The sequence below is a fragment of the Curtobacterium sp. WHRI 8282 genome (assembly GCF_040223925.2).
Lineage (GTDB): Bacteria > Actinomycetota > Actinomycetes > Actinomycetales > Microbacteriaceae > Curtobacterium > Curtobacterium flaccumfaciens.
This window is the reverse complement of sequence record NZ_JBEHCD020000005.1, coordinates 77,429-96,920: the sequence shown is the minus strand read 5'-3', so window position 1 is coordinate 96,920 and position 19,492 is coordinate 77,429. Positions and strand designations below refer to the sequence as shown.

Genomic DNA, 19,492 nt, shown 5'->3' with positions numbered 1-19,492 from the left:
TGGCGTTGCGCGTCGTTTCGCGCTGAGCGACACCTCACGCGGCCGCTGGCCCGTGAGGTGTCGCTCAGCGCGAAGACTCGCGCGCGATCAGCCCGCGGACGCCACCAGGCCGTGGGCGGCGGCGACCGCGGCGTTCGTGACCCGGCCGGCGTGCACGTTCAGGCCGGCGGCGAGTGCGGGGTCGGCCTCGAGCGCGGCCTCCCAGCCACGGTCAGCGATCGCGACGGCGTAGGGCAGCGTGGCGTTCGTCAGCGAGATCGTGCTCGTGCGCGGGACGGCCCCGGGCATGTTCGCCACGCAGTAGTACACGGTGTCGTGCACGGCGAACGTGGGGTCGTCGTGGGTGGTCGGGTGGGAGCCCTCGAAGCAGCCGCCCTGGTCGATCGCGATGTCGACCAGCACCGAGCCCGGCCGCATGTCGGCGACCATCGCGTCGGTGACGAGCTTCGGCGCCGACGCCCCGGGGATGAGCACGGAGCCGATCACCAGGTCGGCGTCGCGCAGCGCCTCGGCGATGGCGTGCGCCGACGAGCGCAGGGTCGTGACGCGGCCGTCGAACCGGGCGTCCAGGGCCCGGAGCCGCGGCAGGCTGATGTCGAACACCGTGACGTCGGCGCCCATGCCGAGCGCCATCGTCGCGGCGTGCTCCCCCGCGACGCCGCCGCCGATGACGACCACGCGGCCCTTCGGCGTGCCGGGGACCCCGCCGAGCAGCAGCCCGCGCCCACCGTTCGTGCGCATCAGGTGGAACGCGCCGACCTGGGCGGACAGTCGCCCGGCGACCTCGGACATCGGCGACAGCAGGGGCAGCGAGCGGTCCGGCAGCTGCACGGTCTCGTAGGCGATCGCCGTCGCGCCCGAGTCGATGAGCGCGTCGGTCAGCGGGCGGTCGGCGGCGAGGTGCAGGTAGGTGAAGAGCACCTGGCCCGGCCGGATCATCGGGTACTCCGACGCGACCGGCTCCTTCACCTTGAGGATCAGCTCGGCACGCTCCCACACCTCGGCCGCGGTGTCGACGATCGTGGCCCCGGCGGTGCGGTACTCGTCGTCGGTGAAGGCCGAACCGGACCCGGCACCGGCCTGCACCAGCACCTGGTGGCCGTGCGACCCGAGCTCGGCGACGCCGGCCGGAGTGGCGGCGACGCGGTACTCGTTGTTCTTGATCTCGGTGGGGACGCCGATGCGCATGCTGACTCCTTCGTGGGCGGTGCGTTCGTCCCGTCCATTGAGCACCGGATTCGCCCACAGCACCGCTGAGCCGAACATCCGGACAACGGCGCCGCGATCCGTGTCACGAGATTCGGCGACACGGTCCGCAGCGGCAGTCGGTCAGTGCCCGCGCAGCGACTCGCTCGGCAGCTCCCCGAAGCGGCTGCGGTAGGTCGCCGAGAAGCGCCCGAGGTGCCCGAAGCCCCACGTGCGCGCGATCTCGGCCACGGTCGTCTCGTCCAGGCCGCTGCCGACCAGGTCGGTGCGGGCACCGTCGAGTCGCACGCCGCGCAGGAGTTCCCCCGGCGTCTGGTCGAGGTGCCGACGGAGGGACTGCTGCAGGCCGCGCGGGCTGAGCCCCGCCGCCGCCGCGATGTCCGGGGTGCCGATCGCTTCGCGCGCGTGCTCGTGCACGAACTCGAGCGCCCGGCGCAGGCGGTCGTGCTCCGGGCCGCTGCCGGACACCGACGCACGCCACTTGTTGCGCTGCGGGAACGCCCGGATCGCCGCGATCGCGAACGCCTCGGCGATGTCGTGCTGGACCATCGGGCTCATGGCCTGTTCGACGTCGAGCCAGACGGCCGAGTACTTCCGCACCACCGACCGCCACAGCGCGATGCCGTCGACCGTCGGGCGGCGCATCGGTTCGAAGGCGAAGTCGTCGTCACCAGCCACGGCACGGACGAAGTCGCGGTCGAGCTGCACCAGGTTCAGGGCGATGTCGTGGTGGTGCAGCGCGTACGGCTCGGCGAAGGGCAGCACGACCGGCACCCCGGCCTCGAGCTCGAACGTCTCGCCGCCCGTGGTGATCCGGCTCGAGCCACTCCGCATCCAGGCGACGAGGAACTCGTCGTCGACCTGGCTCTCGCTCCGCAGGTCGACCATGAACCGTGACGAGCGCAGGGACATCCGCTCGTCACCGACGCCGGCGAAGTCCCAGTGGGCGTTCTCGTGGGTGCGACGGACCAGTGGTGCACGGAAGTCGTAGTCGCCCGTGAAGAACGCGAGCGCCTGGTCGACGTCGCTGCCGACCATCCGCCGGAAGTACCGCTGACCGGGCTGTTCGAGAGAAAGCACCATGGTCGAGAACCTACGACGGACCACCGACAAACTGCGTCAGGTCCTGACTCAGGGCTGCAGGATCGCCTGCCCCACGCTCTCGTCCAGGATCAGGTCCGTGATGAGCCCGGCGGCCAGCGCGCCCCGCAGCGAAGCCGCCTTCGACCGCCCGGCGACGACGCAGACCCGCCGCGGCGCACGCTTGATCGTGTCGAGGTCCGGAGCGCCGGCGCGGGCGTTCACCCCGATGTCCTTCCACGAGCCGTCGGCCCGGTAGAACACCGTCGAGACGTCCCCGACGACCCCCGCCTGCGTGAGCTCGTCGCGGTCCTCGGGGTCGAGGTACCCGCCGGAGTACACGTGCGAGGGCACCGGGGCCTGCGGGGCACCGACACCGAACACGACGAGGTCCATCCGCTCGTGCAGGTCGAGCACACGGCGGATCGAGCGCTCCCGGAACAGGGCCTCCTTCGTCGCGGGGTCGTCGAAGAACGCCGGCACCGGGAACTGCTGCACGAAGGCCCCGTAGGCCTCGCCGAACCGGCGCAGGATCTCGGACGCGTAGACGATGCCGGTGGTGCGGGTGTTCGCGGCGCCGTTGATCTGCACGATCGTCGAGCCGTGGGTGGTCTTCGGCACCAGGTAGCGGCTGACCGCGCTGACCGTCGAGCCCCACGAGATCCCGATCACCATGTTCGACTCGACGTACTGCGTCAGGATCCGGGCGGCGGACAGCGCGACCCGCTCGAGCCGGTCGACGTCGCTCGTGTGGTCCGGCACCGGGACGACGTGCGCGTGCACCCCGAAGCGCGAGCGGATGCTCCGGCTCAGCGCAGCGGCCTGGTCCAGCGGCGAACGGATCTGGATGTCGACGAGCCCGGTGTCCCTGGCGTACTTCAGCAGCCGCGACACCGATGAGCGCGAGGTGCCGAGTTCGTCGGCGATCGCGTCCATCGTCAGGTCCTGCAGGTAGTACAGGTGGGCGGCGCGCAGCGCCTGCTGCGTGCGCATGGGCTGAGCCGCATCGCTCATGGTGCTCCGATCTGTCGAACGCAACCATGCACGGACGTGCAGGGCCTCTGCAACCCCTGCCGCGCCTCCCGACCGCCGTGTCGGGTCTGGACGACACGTGTGCTGCACGTTCGTGCACGCGAGTTGCCCGCCCTGTCGAACGAGCGCACGATCGATCCTGACCCCACGAACAGACGAAGGAAGCGACGAACCATGTCGAAGAAGACACAGCCCCGGAACACGGTGACCGCCCTCACCGAGCGCCCGAACGCGCAGGTCCTCGTCGTCGGCGGCGGCATCAACGGCATCGCGACGTTCCGCGACCTGGCGCTCCAGGGCGTCGACGTCGCCCTGGTCGAGCGTGGCGACTACGCCTCCGGCGCCTCCGCGGCCTCGAGCCACATGATCCACGGCGGCATCCGCTACCTGGAGAACGGCGAGTTCCGCCTGGTGCGCGAGAGCGTGCAGGAGCGCAACGGCCTGATCCGCATCGCCCCGCACTACGTCAAGCCGCTGCAGACGACCATGCCGATCTTCTCGACGTTCTCCGGCATCATGAACGCCCCGCTGCGCATGCTGACGCACAAGCAGCGCTCCACCAAGGAGCGCGGCGCGATGCTCATCAAGATCGGCATGACGATCTACGACTCCTTCTCGCGTGACGGCGGCTCCGTCCCGAAGCACGTCTTCCGCACCAAGAAGGCCGCGCTCGAGGACATGCCCGCCCTCAACAAGGACCTGAAGTACACGGGTACCTACTACGACGCGAGCGTGCACGAGCCCGAGCGCCTGGCCCTCGACGTCCTGAAGGACGGCCTGGCCGCGGGAGCCGGGAGCGGCTCCGCCGCGACCGCCCGCGCCACGAACTACGTCGAGGCAGCCGGCACCCGCGACGGCGGCGTCCTGCTGCGCGACCGCGAGACCGGCGACGAGTTCGTCTTCACCGCCGACGTCGTGATCAACGCCTCCGGCCCCTGGACCGACCTGACGAACGAGGCGTTCGGCGGCGAGACGAAGTTCATGGGCGGCACGAAGGGCTCGCACATCGTCGTCCACAACGACGAGCTGCTCGAGGCCACCAAGGGCCGCGAGCTGTTCTTCGAGAACGACGACGGCCGCATCGTCCTCATCTACCCGCTCAAGGGCCGGGTCCTCATCGGCACGACCGACATCGACGCCGACCCCGCGAAGCCGGTCACGACGACCGACGAGGAGATCGACTACTTCTTCGGGCTCGTCAAGCACGTGTTCCCGCAGATCGACGTCACCCGCGACCACATCGTCTACAGCTACTCCGGCATCCGTCCGCTCCCCCGCCACGAGGACACCGCCCCCGGCTTCGTGTCCCGTGACTACCGGATCGTGGACACCCAGATCGCCGGGCTGCCGAAGTCGACCGTGCTGTCGCTCGTCGGTGGCAAGTGGACGACCTTCCGTGCCCTCGCTGCACACCTGTCCACCGAGGCGACGACCAAGCTCGGCATGAGCCGCAAGGTCGACACCACGGGCATGCCGATCGGCGGTGGCAAGGAGTTCCCGACCACGGACGCGCAGCGCGCCCTGTGGATCAAGTCGCACCGCGACGGCCTGGACGAGTCGCTGGTCGAGGGGCTGCTCGAGCGCTACGGCACCCGTGCCGCCGAGGTCGTGGACGTCCTGACCGACGGCCCGGTCGAGCCGCTCGAGTCCGACCCGTCGCTCACCCGCGCCGAGGTCGCGTACTTCGCCCGCCACGAGCAGGCCGTCCACCTGGTCGACGTCGTCCTGCGCCGCACGAACCTGGCGTTCGTCGGCGGGGTCACGATCGACCTGCTCGACGAGCTGGCCGACGTGCTCGCCGAGGCGCTCGACTGGACGACCGAGGAGCGCGCGGACGAGGTCCAGCGCACGCTCGACGTGCTGCGTGAGTCGCACGGCGTGATCGTGCCGCTGACGTCCGCGTCGGCGTCGCAGCTCGCGTAGTCGACGCAAGGACAAGACGGACGGGAGGCCCGGTACCAGCTGGTACCGGGCCTCCCGTCCGTTCGTGGTCGCGTCAGAAACGCTCGCCGGTGGGGTCGAGCGCCGTGCGGTCGATGAGCTGGTCGCCGCCGACCGGCTCGCCTTCCCAGTCGACCAGGCGCCAGCCGTCGGCGAACGAGCCCTCGAGCTCGACGATGCCGGTGTTCTCCAGGTGGCGCTTCGTGCCGAAGTGGTCCGGGGTGTTCTGCGCAGCCGCGCTCGCCCACGTGCGGATCGCGGCACCGTGGCTGACGGCGGCGGCGACGGCGACCCCGGTGGCCTCGATCTGCCGGACGGCGTCGTCGTAGCGCTCGAAGAACTCGGTGCCGCTCTCGGCACCGGGCATCCGGGTCGTCCGGTCGCCGCCGGACCAGCCGTGCACGGTGGAGATGTAGGTCTGCACGGACACCTTGTCGCTCTTGCCCTGGGTGTCGCCCGCCTCGATCTCACGCAGGCCCGGGAGCACCACGGGCTCGAGGCCGAGCGAGGTCGCGAGGGGCGCCGCGGTGATCTGCGTACGGATCATCGACGACACGAACAGTCGCTCGATCCCCCGGTCGGCGAGTGCTGCCGGCAGCGCGTCGGCCTGCTGCTGCCCGAGCTCCGTCAGCCCCGGTCCGGGCACCACGGCATCGAGGATGCCGTGCACGTTCGCGGGGGTCTGGCCGTGGCGGATGAGCAGCAGTCGCATGCCGCCACCCTACGGACCGCCCCTGACGTCAGCCCTGCCGGGTGTTCCAACGGGGGTTCTTCTTGTTGATGACGTAGACGCGGCCCCGGCGTCGGACCACCTGCGAGCCGGGGACCTGCTTCAGGGCCTTGAGGGAGTTGCGGACCTTCACGACGAGCCTCCTTGTTGATAACGGTTTTCAGTTACAGTAGCGGACATGCGTGCTGCTGCCATCACCCTCGTCACCGCCCTGCACCAGGTCGACGCCGACCGCGTCGCCGCCCGGATCTCGGACGGGCACCGGATGCACGTCGCCGGGAGTGCCTTCGCCACCGCCCGCGCCGTGGCCGACCGTGCCGACCAGCTCGACCGGGTCTGCGGACCCGACGCGGGCCACGGGCTCGTCGTCACCCTGCACCCGGGGGCCGATGCCCGAGCGGTCGGCATGCTGCTCGCCAACGCGGCACGGTCGGAGACCGGCGACGACCGGGTGCTGCGGCACGTCGTCGGGGTGCTGCGGGCCGACGACGTCGCGCACCTGCTGTGGTCGGACGTCGACGACGCCTTCGTGGCCGCGGACCGGATGGCCGCACTCGTCGAGTACGCGACGGTGATCGCCCTCGACCGCATCGAACCGCTGTCGGGCCGTCGGCGTCGGGCGCTCGTGTCACTGCTGCACCGGATGGCACCCCAGGCCGTGATCGTCGCCCTGCCCGCGATCCGCAGCGCCGCCGACCTGCCGGCGTCGAACGGTGGAGCCGCGCGGGTGCTCGCCACCGGTGCCGGCTGGATGCGGGCGCTGTCGAGCGGTGCGGACACCGGGCGCGAGGCCCGCGACGCCCTGGTCTCGATGCGCTACCGGGAGCCGCTGCCGTTCCACCCCGGACGACTGTCGTCCGTCATCGCCGACGACCTGTCCGCCGGGGTGAACGGCCGCGTGCTGCGGTCGCGGGGGTTCTTCCGCCTGGCGTCCCGGCCGGACCACGTCGGCTCGTGGTCGAGCTTCGGGTCGATGCTCGCGCTCGACCCCACCGCGAACCCGTCCTGGGACGCCGACGCCCCGATCGGGCAGGCGCTGTGGTTCGTCGGCGAGCAGCTCGACGTCCGGGCGATCGAGCGGGCGCTCGACGGGGCGCTGCTCACGCCGTCGGAGCTGCTCGCCGGGCCGGACGTGTGGCGCGGCTGGCCGGACCCGTTCCCGGTGTGGCCCGCGGTCGACCCGGCGTCGGAGCACCGGCACGAGTGAGGGGGCGCGGGCGGGCGGGGGCGCGTGCGGCGGGGCGCACTGGGGCGGGCTGGTGCGGGTGGGTGCGAGCGCGGCCGGTGCGGACGCCGAACGACACTGTCGATGTCGTACGACGGCGACATCGTCGCTCCCCGAACGGTGCAACAGCCCGCGCACGCAACGAACGACGGAGTCGCTGTCGTACGACAACGACCCCGTCGTTCCACGTCGGTCGGACACACCCCGCCGACCGATCCCCCACTCGCGTCAGCGCGCTGGCACCCCCTCAGCCTCGCGCGCAGCAGCAGCCGCCGCGTCCTGCGCCGCGAACGGCAGGTCACCGAGGTCCAGGTGCGGGTTCGTGTCCTGCGTGAGCACGAGCTCCTTCGCCTCGTCCTCGGTCTCCACCGCCGGCATCGACCCGGGCAGCGGGCGCTGCGAGGACTCCTTCATGCAGAAGACCCCGATCGCTCCGACGACGCTCATCGCCATCAGGAAGTACGCCGGCGCGAGCTCGTCACCCGTGGCGGTGAGCAGCGCCTGCACGATCAGGGGCGTGGTCCCACCGAAGACCGCGATCGCGATGTTGTAGGCGAACCCCATGCCGCCGTACCGCGTCGAGGTCGGGAACAGCGCCGGCAGCGACGCAGCCTGGTTCGACACCCACAGCGCCGTCATCAGCGCGAGCAGTCCGAGGCCGGCGAGCGTCGACCACTGCGCCCCGTGCCCGATGAGCATGAACGCCGGCACGACGAGCACGACGGTGGTGGCGGCACCGATCCACATCACGACGCGGCGGCCGAGGCGGTCGGAGAGCTTGCCGGTCAGCGGCAGCATCACCGCGAGCAGCAGGAGCACCGGGATCGTCAGCAGCGTGCCGTCGATGGCGGAGTACCCGAGCGAGTCGGTCAGGTACGTCGGCATGTAGGAGGTCAGGGCGTAGCCCACGGTGTTCGACGCGGCGACGAGCATGATCGCGATGACGATCGGGCGCCAGTGCTGGCGGACCATCGCGACGACGTTGGCCGGACGCTCACCCTCGAAGGACGCACGGGACTCGGTCGCGGCCTCCTGCGCGGCCTGGGTCGCCTGGAACACCGGCGACTCCTCGATCCGCAGGCGGAAGTAGATGGCCACGACGCCGATCACCCCGGCCGCCAGGAACGGGAACCGCCAGCCGTAGGCGGTCATCGCCTCGTCGCCGAGGGTGAGCTGCAGCACCGACACGACCGTGGCACCGAGCGCGAAGCCGAGGTAGCTGCCGAAGTCCAGGATGCTCGCGAAGAACCCCCGACGGCGGTCCGGGGCGTACTCGGTGACGAAGGTCGTTGCTCCGGCGTACTCACCACCGGTCGAGAAGCCCTGCGCCAGCTTCAGCACGACGAGCAGGATCGGGCCGAACACGCCGATCGTCGCGTACGCGGGGAGCGCCCCGATCAGGAACGTCGACGCCGCCATCATGATCAGCGTCGTCGCGAGCACCTTCTGCCGACCGATCCGGTCACCGAGGCGTCCGAACACGATGCCACCGAGCGGCCGCGCGATGTACGTCGCCGCGAACACCCCGAGGCTGAACAGGATCTGCACCGCGGGTTCGGCCGTCGGCAGGAAGACCTTCCCCATCGTGACGGCCAGGTAGCCGTACACACCGACGTCGTACCACTCCATGGTGTTGCCGACGACCATGCCGCTGACAGCTCGCCGCATCATGCTCCTGTCGACCACGGTGACGTCGCTCTCGCGCAGCCGTCGGTGCGGTCGGGGGTGGGTACTGCTGGGGTCGGAACCCATGCATCGCTCCTCGAGAAGATCGGTGGGCCGTCGGGAACCGGCCCAGAACAGCGAGCGACGTTACCGAGCAACCGAAATGTCATTGGCCGGTGATTCTCAGGGAACGGCGTGTCACCCGAACGAGGGTCGCCGCCGATCCGCACCAGTCCGGCGAACCCGGAAGCTGAGTAACGAGGCCGTAACATCGGCCCATGGCGATCGAACCGGAGACGAAGAACTGGACGTGGGTCATCGAGTCCGCGTGTCCCGAGTGCGGCTACGACGGCAGCGCGGTGACCGTCCGCGACGTGCCGGGCATCATCGACGAGAACACCGCAGGATGGCCCGCGGTCCTCGGACGCGGTGACGTGCGCGACCGCCCCGACGACCAGACCTGGTCACCGCTCGAGTACGGCGCCCACGTGCGGGACGTCCACCGGAAGATGGCGGAGCGCCTCGCGCTGATGCTCACCGAGGACGCCCCGACGTTCCCGAACTGGGACCAGGACGCCACCGCCGTCGAGGACCGCTACGGCGAGCAGGACCCCGCGATCGTCGCCGAGGAGCTGCGCGAGTCGGCCGACCGCGCGGCCCGGGCCTTCGCAGCGGTGCCCGACGAGGTGCTCGAGCGCACCGGGCTCCGGTCCGACGGCAGCGCCTTCACCGTCGCGACGCTCGCCACCTACTACGCGCACGACCCGGTGCACCACCTGTGGGACGTGCGACGCACGCTCTAGACGTGGGGACCACCGGCCTGGAGGCGCGGTGCGGCCCCGCCCCGCGCCTCCAGGCCGTCGGTGGTCGCTCCCGCACCCGGGCGTACCCACCGAAACCGGGCTCACCTACCGGAATCGGGCGTACCTGCCAAGAAGAAACGACCAGGTATGCCCGAAAGTACCCTCCATCGCACGCGTGATGGGAAGGAACGGGCGCTCAGGCGAGTGCGTCGAGCACGGCGCGCGCCGTCGCGGCGTCGGTCACCAGCTCGTTGACCAGCCCGCCCCGCACCGCGGCCACGATGCTCGTGACCTTGGCGCTGCCCACGGCGACCCCGACCGCGTGCGGCACGGTCGACAGGATCTCGCGCGAGGTCCGCACCATCCGGTCGCTGCCCGGGAACTCGATCGGCGAGCCATCCGCGGCGTAGAAGTTCAGGCAGACGTCGCCGGCGGCCCGGTCGAACGCCGCGTCCTCGACCGGGATGCCCCGGGCCAGGGCGTCACGCGTGTGCGTCGGCGCCCCGATGCCGAGGATCGCGCCCTTCGCCCGGCTCCACAGCCCGACGACGTGTTGGAACGCCGGGTCCTCGTCGAGGGTGGACCGCATCGCCGGGGACGGCAGCGCCTGGGCGAACAGGAACGCCGGGATCGCGCCGGAGTGCTCCGCGGCCGTCCGGGTGATCTCGTTCGTCTGGAACCACGGCATCGGGTCGGCCTGCCCGCCCACGGTGGGCACGAGCTGCACGCCGGGCATGGTCGGCATGCCGGACCGTGCGACGTCGTACACCGTGCGCCCCGACGACATCAGGACGGCGTCGCCGGGGACGAGTCCCATGCCCTCGACCGCGGCGGCCAGCGGTGCGGCCAGGTCGGCGCCGAGCGTGGCGGCGTGGGTGACCGCCGCGAGGTGCACGGCTCGGAGCCCGAGCACGACCTGCAGCCGTTCGGCGAGTGCCACGGTCTCGTCCTGGAACGGGTCGACGACCTCGATGCGGACGAGTCCAGCCTTGCGGGCCTCGGCCACGAGCCGCGAGACGGTCGGGCGCGAGACGCCGAGGCGCGAGGCGATCTCGACCTGCGTGGCGTCCTCGAGGTAGTACATCCGCGCCGCCTGGTAGACGGTGTCCAGCGGGAACCGGGTCCGCGACGCGTCGGGGCCGGGGCCGGGGCCGGGGCCGGGGCCAGCGGTGCTCTCGGACGACATGGAGCAGGACCCTTCGACTCGATCGGACACCGCGATCGTAGTCCGAGCAGGCCTCAGCGGATCGTGAACCCGCCGTCCACGCGGAGGTCTGCACCGTTCACCATGGCGCTCGACTCCCCCGCCAGGAACAGCACGGCCGCGGCGATCTCGTCGGGGGTCGCGAAGCGGCCGGTGGGGATCTCGTCCTGGTGCCGGATGCCGTTCTCGTTCGCCCAGGCAGCACGGCCGAGGTCGGTGAGGACGACGGTCGGCGACACGGTGTTCACGGTGACGCCGCGGCCACCCCACTCGAGTGCGAGCACGGTCGTCAGGCCGATGACGCCGGCCTTCGAGGCGCAGTAGGCGGCGTGGCCGTCGATGCCGACGTGGGCCGCCTGCGATGCGATGTTCACGATCCGCCCGTACCGGGCGTCGAGCATGTGCCGGCCGACGGCCTGCGCCACGCGGAACGTGCCGGTCAGGTTGACGTCGATGGTCGCCGCCCAGGTCTCGGCAGCCAGGTCCTCCGCCCGGGCGAGCGCGGCGATGCCAGCGCAGTTCACCAGCACGTCGACGCCGCCGAAGCGCCGGACGACGTCCGCGACGGTGCGGGCCACGGAGTCGGCGTCGGTCACGTCGCAGGCGAAGCCGGCATGGAGGCCCGTGGCCGCGTCCGCCCCGTCGGCCGCGGCGTCCGGCCCGGTCGTCACGGGCCGGGCAGACACGGGCAGGTCGGCCGCCGCCGACGTGGCGCCGTCGGCACGGACGTCGACGACGGCGACGCGGGCACCCCGCGCGGCCAGGGCCCGGGCGATGGCGTTGCCGATGCCGGACGCCCCACCGGTCACCACCGCCGTGCGGCCGCTGAAGTCGTTGGTCAGGTCGATCGTGTCCGGGCCCGGTCGGAGGGCCGCGGCGAAGTCCGTCGTCATGTTCGCTCCCTTGCGTTCGCGGCCGAACCTACCAGAAATTGTGTTCTGGACAAACGTTCTGCAGGGTGTACAGTCATCGCCGAAGCCACCCAACGGAGGAACAGCTCATGTCGACGACGACCGAGAACGCGGCCACGACCGCCCCCACCACGATCCCCACGACGATGCGCGCCGTCGTCGTCCACGGCCCCGGTGACTACCGGCTCGAGGAGCGTCCCGTCCCGACGCCCGGCCCCGGGGAACTCCTGCTCCGCACCGACGCCGTCGGCATCTGCGCGAGCGACCTGAAGTGCTACCACGGCGCCGCGAAGTTCTGGGGCGACGAGAACCGTGCGGCCTGGGCCGAGCGCGACCGCATCCCCGGACACGAGTTCGTCGGCACGATCGTCGCCGGTGACGACACCGCCCTGACCAAGCGTGGCGTCGCCCTCTGTGACCGGATCGCCTGCGAGCAGATCGTGCCGTGCTGGGAGTGCCGCTACTGCCTCGAGGGCGCGTACTGGATGTGCAACGTGCACGACATGTTCGGCTTCAAGGGCTACGACGGCGCGATGGCCGAGTACGTGCTCGTGCCGGCGAAGGCGCTGACCCACCCGGTGTCGAAGGCGCTGCCCGGCCAGGTCGCTGCGTTCTCCGAGCCGTTGTCCTGCGCGTTCCACGCCGTCGAGCGCGGGGACATCAAGTTCGGCGACACCGTGGTGATCGCCGGTGCCGGCCCGATCGGCCTCTCCGCGATCGCCGGTGCACGGCAGAAGAACCCGCTCCGGATCATCGCGCTCGACGTGGTCGAGGCGAAGCTCGAGCTGGCCCGCAAGGTCGGCGCCGACCTCACGATCAACATCGCCCAGGAGGACGCGGTCGCCCGGGTCAAGGAGCTCACCGACGGCTACGGTGCCGACGTCTACATCGAGGCCACCGGGCACCCGTCCGCGGTGCCGCAGGGACTGAACCTGCTCCGCAAGCTCGGGACCTTCGTCGAGTACTCGGTGTTCAAGGACGACGTGTCCGTGGACTGGTCGATCATCTCGGACGACAAGGAGCTCGACGTCCGCGGCGCCCACCTCGGTCCGCACACCTGGCCGGCGGCGATCAAGCTGCTCGAGGCCGAGACCCTGCCGATGTCGGAGATCTGCACGCACCAGTTCCCGCTCGAGCAGTTCCAGGAGGCCCTCGACCTGGTCGGCGACTCCGCCGGTGCCAGCGTCAAGGTGTCGATCATCCCGTCCCTGACCGCCCCCACCACGGCCGCACCGGCCGCACCGGCCGCACAGGCCGCACAGGCCTGACCGACTCCGCCAGCAGGGAGAGAACGAGCATGTCAACGACGACAGCCCGCGCCACCGGCGCCCGCACGACCGCGCCCCGCACCGAGGGCCGCCTGGACCGGATGGGCATCCCCCGTCCGCTCGCCCTCGGGTTCGTCGCCGTCCTGGTCTTCATGACCGGGAACGGCGTCGAGTCGAACTTCATCACGCCGCACATGGTGGCGGTCCTCGGCAGCCCCGAGGCCACCGTGGCGACGATCGTCACGTTCTACAGCCTCGCCGCACTGATCGGCAGCTACGTCTCGGGGGCCCTGTCCGACCTGGTCGGGCCGCGCCGCGTGATGATCCTCGGCTTCGCCGTCTGGGTCGTGTTCGAGGTCCTGTTCCTGCTGGCACTCGGCGCCGGCAGTGTCCCGTTCGCCGCCGTCACCTACGCGTTGCGGGGGTTCGGCTACCCGCTGTTCGCCTTCGCGTTCCTGGTCTGGGTGAACATCACCACCCCGGTCGAACGGAACGGCTCCGCGGTCGGCTGGTTCTACGTCGCCTTCACGGGTGGCCTGCCGACCCTCGGCTCGCTGTTCGCGATCGGTGCCATCCCGGTGTTCGGCGGCGGCACGGTCGGTGAGACCGGTGCGATGGTCGCCTCGATCGGCCTGGTCGTGATCGGGTTCCTCATCATGCTGTTCGGCGTCCGGCTGCCGAACGGGTTCACGCGCATCGCCCCCGCCGGCGAGAGCGCCTGGCAGGTGCTGACGAGCGGCATCCGCCTGACGGTCACGCGACCCAAGATCCTGATGGGCTTCCTCGTCCGCCTGATCAACACCGCGCCGGAGTTCGGCATGTTCGTCGTGCTCCCCGCGGTCATCGCGAACGAGCGCGGCTGGGGCCAGAGCCGCTGGCTGCTCATGACCGTCTGCGTCTACGCGACGAACATCCTGGTCAACGCCCTGTTCGGCTGGGTGGGCGACAAGATCGGCTGGCAGCGCACCGTCAAGTGGTTCGGCATCGTCGGCTCCGCCCTCGGGCTCATCGCCTGGTGGTACGTGCCGCAGCTCGTCCCCGCCGGGTCGGACTGGGGCTACGTGCTCTCCGTCGTCGCCGGCTGCGTGTTCGGCTGCCTGCTCGCCGGGTTCGTGCCGATGGGCGCGATCATGCCGGCGCTCGCCCCCGAGCACAAGGGCGCCGCGATGGCGATGTACACCACGGCCGCCGGCGGCGCCGCGTTCCTCGGCACCGGTGTCGTCGCCGCGGTCTTCGCCCTGGGCGGCGGCGGCCAGGCCGCCACGTGGACGTTCGTCGGCCTGTACGCCTGCGCCTTCGTGATGATCCACTTCCTCAAGGTCCCGCAGGGCGACCGAGGACACTGAGTTCCGGGCGACGACGGCCGTCCCGTCGTCGCCCGGTGCACCACCCACCACCATCCCCGGAGGACCCGCACCATGACCACGATCCACGACGACCCGGACGAGTTCGCCGAAGACCAGCTGAGCGGCTGGCTCGCGCTCTACGCCGACCGGGTCCGCGGCGTCCACGGCGGCGTCGTCGCCCTGCCCACCGAAGGGGCCGCACCGCAGGTCGCCGTCGTCGTCGGGGGCGGCTCCGGCCACTACCCCGCGTTCTGCGGCGTCGTCGGTCCGGGCTTCGCCACCGGCGCCGTCGTCGGCAACGTCTTCACCTCGCCGTCGACCGCGCAGGTCTACTCGGTCGCCAAGGCCGCCGACCAGGGCCGCGGTGTCGTGCTGTCGTTCGGCAACTACGCCGGCGACACCATGAACTTCGGGCTCGCGGCCGAGCGGCTGCGTGCCGAGGGCATCGACACCCGCATCGTCGTGGTCACCGACGACGTCGCCAGCGCCGACGACGAGACGAAGCGGCGCGGCATCGCCGGCGACTTCTCCGTCTTCAAGGCGATGGGTGCCGCTGCTGCCGAGGGGGCCGATCTCGACGAGGTCGAACGGATCGGCCGTGCGTCGAACGCCGCGACCCGCACCATCGGCGTCGCGTTCTCCGGCTGCACCATGCCCGGCGCGACCGAACCGCTGTTCACCGTCCCCGAGGGCCACCTCGGCCTGGGACTCGGCATCCACGGCGAACCGGGCATCCAGGACGTCCCGCTGCTCCGTGCGACGGACCTGGCGTCCCTGCTCGCCGAACGGCTGCTCACCGACCGCCCCGCAGCCGCCGGCTCCCGGGTCGCCCCGATCCTCAACGGGCTCGGTGACACCAAGTACGAGGAACTCTTCCTGCTCTGGGGTCGGGTGCTGCCCCTGCTGCAGGACGCCGGGCTCCAGGTCGTCGAACCCGAGGTCGGCGAACTCGTCACGAGCCTCGACATGGGCGGCTGCTCGCTGACGCTGCAGTGGCTCGACGACGAACTCGAGCGGCTCTGGCGCGCCGACGCCTACACGCCCGCGTACCGCAAGGTGGCGGCGCCGGTCGCAGCGCTCGTGCCGGCCGACGCGGTGGACGCCGCCGAGGACGAGGCGACGGTCGTCCCGGAGGCGACCGATGCCTCCCGGCAGGCCGCGCAGACGGCGCGAGCCGCCGTCGAGGCGATGGACGTGCTCCTGCGCGAGCACGAGGAGACGCTCGGCCGCATCGATGCGGTCGCCGGGGACGGCGACCACGGCCGCGGCATGGTCAAGGGGATCGGCGCGGCGCGCAAGGCGGTCGACGGGCTCGGCCCGGAGGCCGGGGTCGCCTTCGTCCTCGGACGCGCCGGTGACGCATGGGCCGCGTTCGCGGGCGGTACCTCCGGTGTCCTGTGGGGCGCCGCACTCGAGGCGTTCGGCCGTTCCCTCGGCGACGACCGTGACTCGTACCGGGCGTCCGACGTCGTCGACGCGGCGCAGGCCTTCGCCGACTCGATCGTCCACCTGGGCGGGGCGTCCCGCGGGGACAAGACGCTGCTCGACGCCCTGCTGCCGTTCGTGGACGAACTGCGCGGGGCCGTCGACACCGGCGCACCGCTCGTGGCAGCGTGGGAGACCGCGGCGCGGGTCGCGGTCGAGCAGGCCGAGGCCACCGCCGACCTCACGCCGAAGGTCGGACGGGCAAGGCCGCTGGCCGAGAAGAGCCTGGGGACACCCGACGCGGGTGCCACCTCGATGGGGATGGTCCTCACGCGGATCGGCGAGGTCCTCGCCGCCCGTGCTGACAAGGAAGGAACACACGCATGACGTACCGTCTCGTGATCGGGTCCGACGACGCCGGGTTCGACTACAAGGAGATCATCAAGGCCGACCTGCTCGCCGACGACCGGGTGTCGGGTGTCACCGACGTCGGCGTCGACGCGGACGGCCACACCGCCTACCCGCACGTCGCCGTGGACGCTGCGCGCCTGGTGGCGAACGGCGAGGCCGACCGCGCGATCCTGATCTGCGGCACCGGCCTCGGTGTGGCGATCAGCGCGAACAAGGTGCCGGGCATCCGCGCCGTGACCGCGCACGACTCCTACAGCGTGGAGCGGTCGATCCTGTCGAACGACGCCCAGGTGCTCTGCATGGGGCAGCGCGTCGTCGGCATCGAGCTCGCCCGCCGTCTGGCGAAGGAGTGGCTCGGCTACGAGTTCGACCGTTCCAGTGCCAGCGCCGAGAAGGTCAACGCCATCTGCGAGTACGACGGCAGCGCGCCCGCCGGCGTCGACGCCCAGGCGTAGATCGCTCGGGTTGCGCACGGCACCGGTGTTCGCGCACTGAACACGCCCGTTCGGGTGTTCGGCACGCGGACACCGGTGTCCTGCGAGCCGTCTCGCGCCGCTCAGCCGCGGGCGGCCAGGCGGTGCACGACGGCCTTCGTCGCCTCGTACAGCTCGCGGTAGTCCCGGTAGCCGGCCTCGTACGCCGCGGTCGCCGCAGGGTCAGGCTCGATCACCGTCGCCGGCGGGTTCCACGCGCCGATGTCCACGGTGTCGCCCGGCCCCGCGACCAGCTCGGCAGCCAGGTACGCCGAGCCGAAGCACGCACCGATCGTCACGCTCGGCACCGTCTGCCGCAGCCCGGTGACGTCCGACACGATCGTGGGCCACAGCCGCCCGAGCAGCCCACCGCCGGCCCCGACGAGTTCGCGGACCTCGACCCCGGCGTCGCGCAGGGCCTCGAGGTGGTGCCGTACCGCGTACGCCGTCGCCTCGAGCGTCGCCCGGTAGATGTCCCCGCGCGTGTGCCGGACCGTCAGTCCCGCGAGCACCCCGCGGGCGTCGGGGTCGGCGATCGGCGTCCGCTCCCCCGCGAAGTACGGCAGCATCAGCAGCCCGTTCGCGCCGATGCCGGAGCACCGCGCTTCCTCGAGCATGGTCGACCACTCGCCGTCGACCAACCGTCGCAACCAGTCCGTGATCGCCCCGGAGGTCGCCATCCCCCCGGACACGCTCGGCTGGCCCGGGTGCGTGCCGACGGTCGTCCACATCCCCGGCACCGCCGTGGGTTCGGCCGTCGGAACGATCATGAACATCGTGGTTCCGTACTGCAGGAACATCCGGCCCGGCACGGACTCACCGACGCTCACACCCTCGGCCCAGGCGTCGATGGTCCCGGCCGTCACGGGGATGCCGGCCGGGAGGCCCGTGGCCGCGGCCGCGTCGGGTGTCACGACGCCCGCCTGGTCGCCCGACCACAGCAGGCGCGGCATGGCGAGACCGGGCGCCAGTCGGTCGCACCACTCCGGGATCCACCGGTTCGTGTGCACGTCGTAGAGGGGTGTCGTCTGACTGGCCGAGTGGTGGTCGAGGACGTACTCACCCGTCAGCCGCTCGACCACGCGGGACGACGGCATCGTGAAGCGGGCAGCCCGCGCCCAGACGTCGGGTCCGTGCCGGGCGAGCCAGGCGAGCTTGACGCCGGCGGCCTGTGTGCTCAGGGCGGAGCCGCAGCGGGCACGGATCGCACCCTCGCCGCCGAGCTCGGCCGTGACGTCGTCGAGCAGCGTCGCCGTGCGGGTGTCGATGCCGTACAGGATCGCCGGGCCGAGCGGCGCACCGTCGACGTCGGTCAGCAGCGCGCACGGTCCGATGCCGCTCACGCCGACCGCCTGGACCTCGACGTCGGGCACGCGGTCGAGCAGCGAGCGGGTGAGGGCGGTGAACTCCTCCCACCAGACTGCGGAGTCCATCTCGACCAGGCCCTGTTCGGGACGGTCGACGTCGTGTCGGCGGCTCACCTCGGCGAGCACGGTGCCGTCGAACCGGGCCAGCAACGCCTTCGTGCTCGACGTCCCGATGTCCAGACCGAGCACCGCTCGCATGCCGCCTCCTTCGCCGCCACACGACCGCCGTCGGTCGCGCCACGAGTCTACGAGCGACGCCCAGCTGCCTGTCGGGGGCCGGACGTACGGTACCCACGACTCGAACGCTCCACGAGGGGAACCCGATGAAGAAGTCAGCCTGGCTGCCAGCCGTCATCGCACCGGTCGTCGTCGCCGGCGCCGTTGCCGCCCCGATGATCGCGAACGCCGCGAACGACCCGATCGCGGGGACGGACCCCAGCGCGGCGGCCGTCATCGCCAGCGTCGCGAAGTCGTCGGACGCCCGGTACTCGGGGAAGCTCTCGCAGACGAGCGCGCTCGGCCTCCCCGAACTGCCGACGGGTTCGGGCGGCTCCTCGCTCGAGGGTGACGCCTCCGACGTGCTCGGGCTGCTCACCGCGTCGCACACCGCCCGGGTCTACGTCGACGGCCCCGACAAGCAGCGCGTCCAGCTGACGCAGCAGCTCGCCGAGCAGGACGTCGTCCGCAACGGTTCCGACGTCTGGACCTGGGACTCGAAGGAGCGCACGGCCACGCACGTGACCCTGCCGAGCGACACCGCGAAGGACCCGCAGGACGGTGCGACCACCCCGGCCGACATCGCGAAGCAGGCCATCGACGCGATCACCCCGACCACCACCGTGTCGAAGCCGACCGAGGTCAGCGTCGCCGGACACGACGCCTGGCAGATCACCCTGACGCCGAAGTCGTCCGACACTCTCGTCGGAGCCGTCCGGTTGGCCGTCGACCAGCAGACCGGACTCCCGCTCCGCGCGAGCGTCCAGGCCGCAGGCGCGGACGACCCCGCGGTGCAGGTCGGGTTCACGAGCCTCGACTACGGCGCCCCGGCAGCGCGGCTCTTCGACTTCACCCCCCCGTCGAACGCAAAGGTCACCGAGAAGGACCTGTCCGACGCCGGATCGCACGCGAAGGGCGAGCACGGCGACCGCCGTGGCACCCCGAGCGGTGACGAGCCGACCTTCACCGGCACGGGCTGGAGCACCATCGCCGAGCTCCCCGCCGGCACGGTCGACCGGTCCGGGCTCGAGGGCGAGGCCTCCGGCCTGCTCGACCAGCTGACCAAGCCCGTCGACGGCGGCCGTGCCGTGCAGACGTCGCTCGTCTCGGTGTACCTGACCGACGACGGCCGCGTGCTCGCGGGTGCTGTGCCGGTCGCCTCCCTGGTCGACGCCGCGAAGTGAGCGCG

At 71.6% G+C, this 19,492-nt stretch carries 17 protein-coding genes; 8 read left to right on the top strand and 9 right to left on the bottom strand.

Features of this window, described 5'->3' with window-relative positions:
- Nucleotides 1-87: 87 nt before the first annotated feature.
- The 3 genes from ald to ABRP24_RS16300 form a co-directional block, all read right to left on the bottom strand.
- On the bottom strand, nucleotides 88-1,188 hold the full coding sequence (gene ald, locus ABRP24_RS16310; protein WP_349849497.1) for an alanine dehydrogenase: 1,101 nt from the start codon (nucleotides 1,186-1,188) through the stop codon (nucleotides 88-90).
- 141 nt (nucleotides 1,189-1,329) lie between these two features.
- Nucleotides 1,330-2,289 (bottom strand): AraC family transcriptional regulator, encoded by a 960-nt coding sequence (locus tag ABRP24_RS16305; RefSeq protein ID WP_349849499.1) that lies wholly within the window; start codon nucleotides 2,287-2,289, stop codon nucleotides 1,330-1,332.
- Nucleotides 2,290-2,337: 48 nt separating this feature from the next.
- Nucleotides 2,338-3,300, bottom strand: a complete 963-nt coding sequence (locus ABRP24_RS16300; RefSeq protein WP_027466231.1) for a sugar-binding transcriptional regulator — start codon at nucleotides 3,298-3,300, stop codon at nucleotides 2,338-2,340.
- 192 nt (nucleotides 3,301-3,492) lie between these two features.
- On the opposite strand from ABRP24_RS16300, the gene ABRP24_RS16295 reads away from it, so the two are divergent.
- Complete coding sequence (locus ABRP24_RS16295) at nucleotides 3,493-5,241, top strand: glycerol-3-phosphate dehydrogenase/oxidase (protein ID WP_259410013.1); 1,749 nt, start codon at nucleotides 3,493-3,495, stop codon at nucleotides 5,239-5,241.
- 73 nt (nucleotides 5,242-5,314) lie between these two features.
- Here the strand turns inward: ABRP24_RS16295 and ABRP24_RS16290 are convergent, their stop codons facing one another.
- Nucleotides 5,315-5,971 (bottom strand): histidine phosphatase family protein, encoded by a 657-nt coding sequence (locus ABRP24_RS16290; RefSeq protein WP_176709180.1) that lies wholly within the window; start codon nucleotides 5,969-5,971, stop codon nucleotides 5,315-5,317.
- A 28-nt stretch (nucleotides 5,972-5,999) separates the two neighbouring features.
- Complete coding sequence (gene ykgO / locus ABRP24_RS16285) at nucleotides 6,000-6,122, bottom strand: type B 50S ribosomal protein L36 (RefSeq protein WP_349849502.1); 123 nt, start codon at nucleotides 6,120-6,122, stop codon at nucleotides 6,000-6,002.
- Nucleotides 6,123-6,167: 45 nt separating this feature from the next.
- Between ykgO and ABRP24_RS16280 the strand changes: the two genes are divergently transcribed.
- On the top strand, nucleotides 6,168-7,196 hold the full coding sequence (locus ABRP24_RS16280; RefSeq protein ID WP_071405048.1) for a GTP-binding protein: 1,029 nt from the start codon (nucleotides 6,168-6,170) through the stop codon (nucleotides 7,194-7,196).
- A 246-nt stretch (nucleotides 7,197-7,442) separates the two neighbouring features.
- Here ABRP24_RS16280 and ABRP24_RS16275 read toward each other — a convergent pair whose 3' ends face one another.
- Entirely contained in the window at nucleotides 7,443-8,966 is a 1,524-nt protein-coding gene (locus ABRP24_RS16275; RefSeq protein WP_349849504.1) for an MFS transporter, read from the bottom strand.
- A 191-nt stretch (nucleotides 8,967-9,157) separates the two neighbouring features.
- Here ABRP24_RS16275 and ABRP24_RS16270 point away from each other — a divergent pair, with 191 nt between their 5' ends.
- Nucleotides 9,158-9,682, top strand: a complete 525-nt coding sequence (locus ABRP24_RS16270) for a DinB family protein (protein ID WP_349849506.1) — start codon at nucleotides 9,158-9,160, stop codon at nucleotides 9,680-9,682.
- Nucleotides 9,683-9,878: 196 nt separating this feature from the next.
- Here ABRP24_RS16270 and ABRP24_RS16265 read toward each other — a convergent pair whose 3' ends face one another.
- Together ABRP24_RS16265 and ABRP24_RS16260 are read right to left on the bottom strand one after the other, a co-directional pair.
- Complete coding sequence (locus tag ABRP24_RS16265) at nucleotides 9,879-10,868, bottom strand: sugar-binding domain-containing protein (protein WP_349849508.1); 990 nt, start codon at nucleotides 10,866-10,868, stop codon at nucleotides 9,879-9,881.
- A 53-nt stretch (nucleotides 10,869-10,921) separates the two neighbouring features.
- Entirely contained in the window at nucleotides 10,922-11,779 is an 858-nt protein-coding gene (locus ABRP24_RS16260) for a GolD/DthD family dehydrogenase (protein ID WP_349849510.1), read from the bottom strand.
- Nucleotides 11,780-11,886: 107 nt separating this feature from the next.
- Here ABRP24_RS16260 and ABRP24_RS16255 point away from each other — a divergent pair, with 107 nt between their 5' ends.
- The 4 genes from ABRP24_RS16255 (at nucleotide 11,887) to ABRP24_RS16240 (ending at nucleotide 16,702) form a co-directional block, all read left to right on the top strand.
- Nucleotides 11,887-13,065 (top strand): zinc-binding dehydrogenase, encoded by a 1,179-nt coding sequence (locus ABRP24_RS16255; protein ID WP_349849512.1) that lies wholly within the window; start codon nucleotides 11,887-11,889, stop codon nucleotides 13,063-13,065.
- A 29-nt stretch (nucleotides 13,066-13,094) separates the two neighbouring features.
- Nucleotides 13,095-14,411 (top strand): MFS transporter, encoded by a 1,317-nt coding sequence (locus tag ABRP24_RS16250; RefSeq protein ID WP_232536509.1) that lies wholly within the window; start codon nucleotides 13,095-13,097, stop codon nucleotides 14,409-14,411.
- A gap of 72 nt (nucleotides 14,412-14,483) precedes the next feature.
- Nucleotides 14,484-16,223, top strand: a complete 1,740-nt coding sequence (locus ABRP24_RS16245) for a dihydroxyacetone kinase family protein (protein ID WP_349849514.1) — start codon at nucleotides 14,484-14,486, stop codon at nucleotides 16,221-16,223.
- On the top strand, nucleotides 16,220-16,702 hold the full coding sequence (locus ABRP24_RS16240; RefSeq protein ID WP_138803953.1) for a ribose-5-phosphate isomerase: 483 nt from the start codon (nucleotides 16,220-16,222) through the stop codon (nucleotides 16,700-16,702). Before ABRP24_RS16245 ends, ABRP24_RS16240 begins: the two co-directional genes overlap by 4 nt.
- A gap of 101 nt (nucleotides 16,703-16,803) precedes the next feature.
- On the opposite strand, the gene ABRP24_RS16235 is transcribed toward ABRP24_RS16240, so the two are convergent.
- Nucleotides 16,804-18,285: an FGGY family carbohydrate kinase gene (locus ABRP24_RS16235; RefSeq protein WP_349849517.1), complete on the bottom strand. Its 1,482-nt coding sequence runs from the start codon at nucleotides 18,283-18,285 to the stop codon at nucleotides 16,804-16,806.
- Between the two features lie 125 nt (nucleotides 18,286-18,410).
- Between ABRP24_RS16235 and ABRP24_RS16230 the strand changes: the two genes are divergently transcribed.
- A complete protein-coding gene (locus tag ABRP24_RS16230; protein ID WP_349849519.1) occupies nucleotides 18,411-19,487 on the top strand; it encodes an outer membrane lipoprotein carrier protein LolA in 1,077 nt (358 codons plus the stop codon).
- The last annotated feature ends 5 nt before the right edge of the window (nucleotides 19,488-19,492 follow it).

Bases quoted from the DNA above. Each gene is read 5' to 3' on its own strand.
- ald (WP_349849497.1), bottom strand. From the start codon at position 1,188: ATGCGCATCGGCGTCCCCACCGAGATCAAGAACAACGAGTACCGCGTC.
- ABRP24_RS16305 (WP_349849499.1), bottom strand. From the start codon at position 2,289: ATGGTGCTTTCTCTCGAACAGCCCGGTCAGCGGTACTTCCGGCGGATG.
- ABRP24_RS16300 (WP_027466231.1), bottom strand. From the start codon at position 3,300: ATGAGCGATGCGGCTCAGCCCATGCGCACGCAGCAGGCGCTGCGCGCC.
- ABRP24_RS16295 (WP_259410013.1), top strand. From the start codon at position 3,493: ATGTCGAAGAAGACACAGCCCCGGAACACGGTGACCGCCCTCACCGAG.
- ABRP24_RS16290 (WP_176709180.1), bottom strand. From the start codon at position 5,971: ATGCGACTGCTGCTCATCCGCCACGGCCAGACCCCCGCGAACGTGCAC.
- ABRP24_RS16280 (WP_071405048.1), top strand. From the start codon at position 6,168: ATGCGTGCTGCTGCCATCACCCTCGTCACCGCCCTGCACCAGGTCGAC.
- ABRP24_RS16275 (WP_349849504.1), bottom strand. From the start codon at position 8,966: ATGGGTTCCGACCCCAGCAGTACCCACCCCCGACCGCACCGACGGCTG.
- ABRP24_RS16270 (WP_349849506.1), top strand. From the start codon at position 9,158: ATGGCGATCGAACCGGAGACGAAGAACTGGACGTGGGTCATCGAGTCC.
- ABRP24_RS16265 (WP_349849508.1), bottom strand. From the start codon at position 10,868: ATGTCGTCCGAGAGCACCGCTGGCCCCGGCCCCGGCCCCGGCCCCGGC.
- ABRP24_RS16260 (WP_349849510.1), bottom strand. From the start codon at position 11,779: ATGACGACGGACTTCGCCGCGGCCCTCCGACCGGGCCCGGACACGATC.
- ABRP24_RS16255 (WP_349849512.1), top strand. From the start codon at position 11,887: ATGTCGACGACGACCGAGAACGCGGCCACGACCGCCCCCACCACGATC.
- ABRP24_RS16250 (WP_232536509.1), top strand. From the start codon at position 13,095: ATGTCAACGACGACAGCCCGCGCCACCGGCGCCCGCACGACCGCGCCC.
- ABRP24_RS16245 (WP_349849514.1), top strand. From the start codon at position 14,484: ATGACCACGATCCACGACGACCCGGACGAGTTCGCCGAAGACCAGCTG.
- ABRP24_RS16240 (WP_138803953.1), top strand. From the start codon at position 16,220: ATGACGTACCGTCTCGTGATCGGGTCCGACGACGCCGGGTTCGACTAC.
- ABRP24_RS16235 (WP_349849517.1), bottom strand. From the start codon at position 18,285: ATGCGAGCGGTGCTCGGTCTGGACATCGGGACGTCGAGCACGAAGGCG.
- ABRP24_RS16230 (WP_349849519.1), top strand. From the start codon at position 18,411: ATGAAGAAGTCAGCCTGGCTGCCAGCCGTCATCGCACCGGTCGTCGTC.